This is a genomic window from Ferrovibrio sp., assembly GCF_035304305.1.
Taxonomy (GTDB): domain Bacteria; phylum Pseudomonadota; class Alphaproteobacteria; order Ferrovibrionales; family Ferrovibrionaceae; genus Ferrovibrio.
The window spans coordinates 1-5,139 of record NZ_DATGQG010000136.1 but is presented as its reverse complement, the minus strand read 5'-3'; the positions used below and the strand labels follow the sequence as shown (position 1 = coordinate 5,139).

Genomic DNA, 5,139 nt, shown 5'->3' with positions numbered 1-5,139 from the left:
CTGCGTCCTGGACGGCCAGTTCGACCTGGGTGAATCCCCGGTCTGGTGCACCCGCGAGAAGAAGCTGTGGTTCGTCGATATCAATACGCCGGCGCTGCACCGCTACGATCCGATCACCCGCGCCATCGATACCTGGTCGATGCCGGAGTCGATCGGCTGCATCGCGCTGACAGAAACCGGCATGATCGCGGCCCTGCGCAGCGGGATTTACCGGCTGGATCTGCGGGCCGGCCAGCGAGAGAAGCTGGCCGCTGCCCCTTACGGCAATCCGCAGGAACAACGTTTCAATGACGGTCGCTGCGACCGCCAGGGCCGCTTTTATGTCGGTACCATCTTCGAGCCGCGCGGAGAGGCTGGCGGTGCGTTTTATCGTCTCGATGGCAGGGAACTGATCCGGCAGGAGATTGTCGGCCCCGTCACAATCTCCAATGCCCTGGCCTGGAGCCCCGACGGCACGACGATGTATCACGCCGACACGCCGACGCAGCAGGTCTACGCCTACGACTACGACATCCGGGATGGCCGCATCTCGAACCGGCGGCTGTTCATCGATCTGAGAGACGCGGGCGAAAAGCCGGATGGCGCCGCTGTGGATTCTGCCGGGAATTACTGGGTCGCCCTGTACGGCGCCGGGAAGGTGGCCCAGTTCTCGCCCGAAGGCCGGCGCCTGCGTGAAATCCGGCTGCCCGTGAAGGCACCCACCATGCCCTGCTTCGGCGGTCCGGATCTGAAGACGCTCTACATCACCACGGCGCGCCAGAAACACACGCCGGAGGAGTTGCAGAAGATGCCGCTGGCCGGCGGCATCTTCTCGGTGCGCGTCGATGTTCCCGGATTGCCGGAGCCGCTTTTCGTCGGCTGAGCCTATTTCTGCCGAACCACGCGGTTCCGCAGGATGCCGATCTTCTCGACTTCCAGTTCGACCACGTCGCCGTCCTTCAGGAAGCGGCCATGCTCAAGGCCGCAGCCGTCGCCGACCGTACCGGAGCCGAAGAACTCGCCCGGATGCACGGTTTCGTCAGCCGAGACGCGCGCCAGCAGATCCTCGAACTTGTGATGAATGGTGCCGGAATTGCTGTCGCACCAGGTCTCGCCATTCACCCGCGCCTGCATGCGCAGGTTATAGGGATCGCCGATCTCGTCGATGGTCACCAGGAACGGACCCATGCTGTTGCCGGTATCGAAATCCTTGCCCTTGCAGGGGCCGAGCATGCTCTGCATCTCGATGCTCTGGGCGTCGCGGGCGGAGAAGTCGTTGAAGATCGTGAAGCCAAAAATGTGCTCGCGCGCTTCCGACGGCCGGATGTTCTTGCCGCCCTTGCCGAGGAAGAAGCCGAATTCCAGCTCGAAATCCATCACCTGGCTGTAGCGCGGCCAGATCACGTCCCCGTCCGGTCCGTTCACCGAAAAGCGGTTCGATTTGTAGTAGATCGGAATCTGGTACCAGGTCGGCGCGACCTTGATCATGCCGAGCTTGACCATGAGAGGACCCAGCACCGGCTTACGCATCATGGCGATGCGTTCCATTGCCTGCTGCACATGCTTTTCGAACAGCATGGAATCGCGGATCTGTTCCGGCACCGGCACTGGCGCATGCAGCTTTGCGTCACTCAGCGGCACGCGGATTTCCGCCTTGTCGAGCAGTGCACGGACATGGGCTTTCGCTTCCTCGCCGCCCTTGATGACGTCGAGAACACCGCCGAAGCTGTCACCCAGATCGACGATCATTGCGCCGTCGGAGGTAAGCACGCCCGGGCGCATGGAGCCCCGCGCCGGGTGACTGAAGGTGCAGAATTTCATCTGTGTTATTCCTCGATGATGGCGACGGCGCGGGTCCAGCCGGCGGAAGCGCCGCGGATCTTGTGCGGGAAGCAGGAGACGGTGAAGCCGAACGGCGGCAGCGCCTCGAGATTGTGGAGCTTCTCCAGATGGCAGTAGCCGATATGGCGGCCGGCCTTGTGGCCCTCCCAGATCAGCGATGCGTCCTTGGTTTCCTTGTATTTCTCGGCCGTATGCACAAAGGGGGCATCCCAGCTCCAGGCGTCGGTGCCGGTCACCCGCACACCGCGCTCCAGCAGATACATGGTTGCCTTGTAGCCCATGCCGGCGCCGGTGCTGACATAGTTCGGCTTGCCATAGGCCGCGCCGGCAGCGGTGTTCACCAGCACGATGTCGTGCTCCTTGAGCTCGTAGCCGATACGCTTCAGTTCGGCCTCGACATCTGTGTCGGTCACCACGTAGCCGTCGGGGAAATGGCGGAAGTCGAGCTTCACGCCGTCGCCGAAGCACCAGTCCAGCGGCACCTCGTCGATCGTCCAGGCGCGCTCGCCATGGTTCATGGTCGAGTGGAAGTGATACGGCGCATCGAGATGCGTGCCGTTATGGGTGTTCAACTGCACATACTCGACGGCCCAGCCCTCGCCGTCCGGCAGGTCTTCCTTTTTCAGGCCGGGGAAAAACTTGGCAATGTCCTCCGGGCTCTGCTGGTGGGTGATGTATTCGATTTTCGGACCGAAGCCTGGCGGATCGGAGATCACGTCGTTCTCGAGATAGATGGACAGATCCACAAAGCGGCGGGCCATGATTTCCTCCTCTGGGGGCCAGCCTGTGCTGGGCAGGCCGGCGGATTCGTTCTCGAACCCTTTTACCGATGTCGAATTATTTTGTCGATTTTTTTATCGTTTGTCGTTGACACGCCGCGCCCCGCTTCGCAGAGTGATCCCATGACGGAGGGGAGGCGCAAAGCGGATATCCGGGATCTGGCTGCCGAAGCGGGCAGCCTGACGGAATTCGCATACCGGAATATCCGCTCCGACATCATCGCCGGTGCCTACCCGCCCGGCGCCAAGCTGCAGATCGACGACCTCAAAACCCGCTACGGGCTGAGTGCGAGCCCGCTGCGTGAGGCCCTCGCCCGCCTGATCAGCCAGGGCTTTGTGTCCATCGAGAACCAGAGGGGCTTCCGGGTCAGCGGGATGAGCCGCGACGACCTAGCCGACATCACCCTGGCGCGGCAGGTCATCGAGACAGCCGCCCTGAAACTCGCCGTCGAGCGTGGCGATGACAGCTGGGAGGCCGGCATCCTCGCCGCCTATCACCGGCTCGACCGCTACGTACTGCGGCTCGCCGGCAGACCGGTTGAGAACCTGGCCGAATTCGGCGAACTGCACAAAGCCTTCCATACCGCGCTGCTGGCCGCCTGCGGTTCCCCTCGCCTGCTGGAAGAGCAAAGCCGACTGTACGACCAGGCCGAACGCTACCGCCATGGCATGATGCAGAGTTACCTGGTGGAACAGGGCGTCGGCATCATGGACGAGCACCGCCAGCTGATGAATCTGGTGCTCGCCCGCAATACCGATGCTGCCTGCGCCATGCTGCACCAGCATCTCGGCCACACCTACAATTTCTGCTTCGGCGACAGCGGCCAAACCGAACTCGCACAAACCGCCCCGCCATGACGGGCGCCACCAGACCGTAACGCGGCAAACCTTTAGGGAGGAACCAATGTCCGCACTACAGAAGATCACGCTTGCTGCCGGCGCAGCGATACTCGCTCTCAGCTTGCAGCCGGCGCAGGCGCAGACCATCAAGATGACGGCGGTGGCCGGCCATCCTGTGGTATTCCCCTGGGTGAAGCTGGCCGACGAATTCTTCATCCCCGAAGTCGACAAGCGACTTGCGGCCGTAGGCAGCAAGACGAAATTCGAATGGACCCGTGCCTGGGGCGGCACCGCCGTGAAGCTGGGCAGCGAATCGGGTGCCATCAAGGACGGCCTCGCGGAGCTCGCTTTCGTCTCCACCATCTTCGAGGCGCCGAAATTCCCGCTGCAGAACGTTTCCTACGTGGCACCCTTCATGACCGACGATGTCGCCGTGATGTCGAAGGTCATCAAGGCGATGCAGGCCAAGATCGCGCCGATGAATGACGCCTGGGCCAGGAACAATGCCGTCTTCCTCGGCGGCACCGGCCTGGATGCCTATCACCTGTTCACCAAGAATCCGATCAACAAACTGGAAGACCTCAACGGTCTGAAAATCAACGCCCCGGGCCCCTCGGCCAACTGGATCAAGGGCACGGGCGCGGTAGCTGTCGCCGGCACGCTGCAGACCTACTACAACGACATCCAGACCGGCGTGACCTCGGGCGCGCTGACCTTCATGACCGGCGCCTTTCCGGCGAAGCTGACGGAAGTGGCGCCGCATATCACCAAGGTGAATTATGGCGCAATGTTTGCCGGCGCCCTGGTGATGAGCAAGCGGGTCTTCGACAAGCTGCCTTCGGATGCTAAGAAAATCGTTATGGAAGTCGGCGCCGAATATGACGCCAAGTTCGCAGCACTGCTCGCCAGCACCGCGAAAACGCTTGAACAGAAAATGGTGGAAGGCGGCGCCAAGGTGCGCACACTGGATGCCGAGGAGCGCAAGCAGTGGGCGATGGCGCTGCCCAACGTTGCGCTGCCCTGGGCGAAGGATCTGGATTCCAAGGGTCTTCCCGGTACCCAGGTCCTGAACGAGTATATCGCGCAGATGAAAGCCAATGGCGTAAACTTCCCGCGCGACTGGTCGAAGGAGTAAGCGACGCGGTGGTGCCGGCCATGTTTTCCCGTCTTCTGGGCATCATGAATGCCCTCGGGACCGTGTGGATTTTCCTCCTCATGTTCCTGATCAACGCGGATATTCTGGGGCGGGAGCTTTTCAGCACCCCGGTACGCGGCACCACCGAACTGCTGGCCCTCTCCATCGTCGGTATCGTGTTCCTGCAGCTCGGCCATACATTGATGGTCGGACGCATGACACGATCCGACATGGTGATCGACACCCTGCTGACCCGACGGCCAAGGCTGGGCCACTGGCTCCAAGGGGTCTACTGCCTGCTGGGCGCCGTCTTCGCCCTCATCATCTTCTGGGGCAGCATCGCACCTTTCCAGGAAGCCATTGAAATCGGAGAATATGTCGGCGCTGCCGGCGACTTCACCGCCCCCACCTGGCCGATCAGGCTGCTGATCCTGATCGGCAGCGCCGCAATGGGCATCCAGTATCTCCTCATGGCGGGACGCGACTTCCGCACAGCGATGGCGGAACGTTCATGACCGGACTGGAAATCGGCTTCATCACCCTTGCGGGGATGCTGCTTCTGAT

General features: G+C 62.1%; 6 protein-coding genes. 4 read left to right on the top strand and 2 right to left on the bottom strand.

All coding sequences use genetic code 11. The features are described 5' to 3' along the window. A partial coding sequence (locus tag VKZ87_RS15465) for an SMP-30/gluconolactonase/LRE family protein (RefSeq protein ID WP_324222163.1) occupies positions 1 to 862 on the top strand: 862 nt, incomplete at its 5' end. 2 nt (positions 863 to 864) lie between these two features. Here the strand turns inward: VKZ87_RS15465 and VKZ87_RS15460 are convergent. Together VKZ87_RS15460 and VKZ87_RS15455 are read right to left on the bottom strand one after the other, a co-directional pair. Next, complete coding sequence (locus VKZ87_RS15460; RefSeq protein ID WP_324222162.1) at positions 865 to 1,800, bottom strand: fumarylacetoacetate hydrolase family protein; 936 nt, start codon at positions 1,798 to 1,800, stop codon at positions 865 to 867. Between the two features lie 5 nt (positions 1,801 to 1,805). Continuing rightward, positions 1,806 to 2,582, bottom strand: coding sequence for a cyclase family protein (locus tag VKZ87_RS15455; RefSeq protein ID WP_324222161.1), 777 nt, complete (start codon positions 2,580 to 2,582; stop codon positions 1,806 to 1,808). Positions 2,583 to 2,723: 141 nt separating this feature from the next. On the opposite strand from VKZ87_RS15455, the gene VKZ87_RS15450 reads away from it, so the two are divergent. The 3 genes from VKZ87_RS15450 to VKZ87_RS15440 are packed head-to-tail and all read left to right on the top strand — an operon-like array spanning position 2,724 to position 5,090. After that, positions 2,724 to 3,458, top strand: coding sequence for an FCD domain-containing protein (locus VKZ87_RS15450; protein WP_324222160.1), 735 nt, complete (start codon positions 2,724 to 2,726; stop codon positions 3,456 to 3,458). Positions 3,459 to 3,504: 46 nt separating this feature from the next. Continuing rightward, the gene (locus tag VKZ87_RS15445; RefSeq protein ID WP_324222159.1) at positions 3,505 to 4,575 is read left to right on the top strand and encodes a C4-dicarboxylate TRAP transporter substrate-binding protein; all 1,071 of its coding nucleotides are present in this window, start codon (positions 3,505 to 3,507) and stop codon (positions 4,573 to 4,575) included. A 20-nt stretch (positions 4,576 to 4,595) separates the two neighbouring features. Further along, positions 4,596 to 5,090, top strand: a complete 495-nt coding sequence (locus tag VKZ87_RS15440) for a TRAP transporter small permease (protein ID WP_324222158.1) — start codon at positions 4,596 to 4,598, stop codon at positions 5,088 to 5,090. Positions 5,091 to 5,139: the final 49 nt, after the last annotated feature.

Excerpts from the sequence above, each read along its gene's own strand:
- VKZ87_RS15450 (WP_324222160.1), top strand. The coding sequence starts at position 2,724 with ATGACGGAGGGGAGGCGCAAAGCGGATATCCGGGATCTGGCTGCCGAA.
- VKZ87_RS15455 (WP_324222161.1), bottom strand. The coding sequence starts at position 2,582 with ATGGCCCGCCGCTTTGTGGATCTGTCCATCTATCTCGAGAACGACGTG.
- VKZ87_RS15460 (WP_324222162.1), bottom strand. The coding sequence starts at position 1,800 with ATGAAATTCTGCACCTTCAGTCACCCGGCGCGGGGCTCCATGCGCCCG.
- VKZ87_RS15445 (WP_324222159.1), top strand. The coding sequence starts at position 3,505 with ATGTCCGCACTACAGAAGATCACGCTTGCTGCCGGCGCAGCGATACTC.
- VKZ87_RS15440 (WP_324222158.1), top strand. The coding sequence starts at position 4,596 with ATGTTTTCCCGTCTTCTGGGCATCATGAATGCCCTCGGGACCGTGTGG.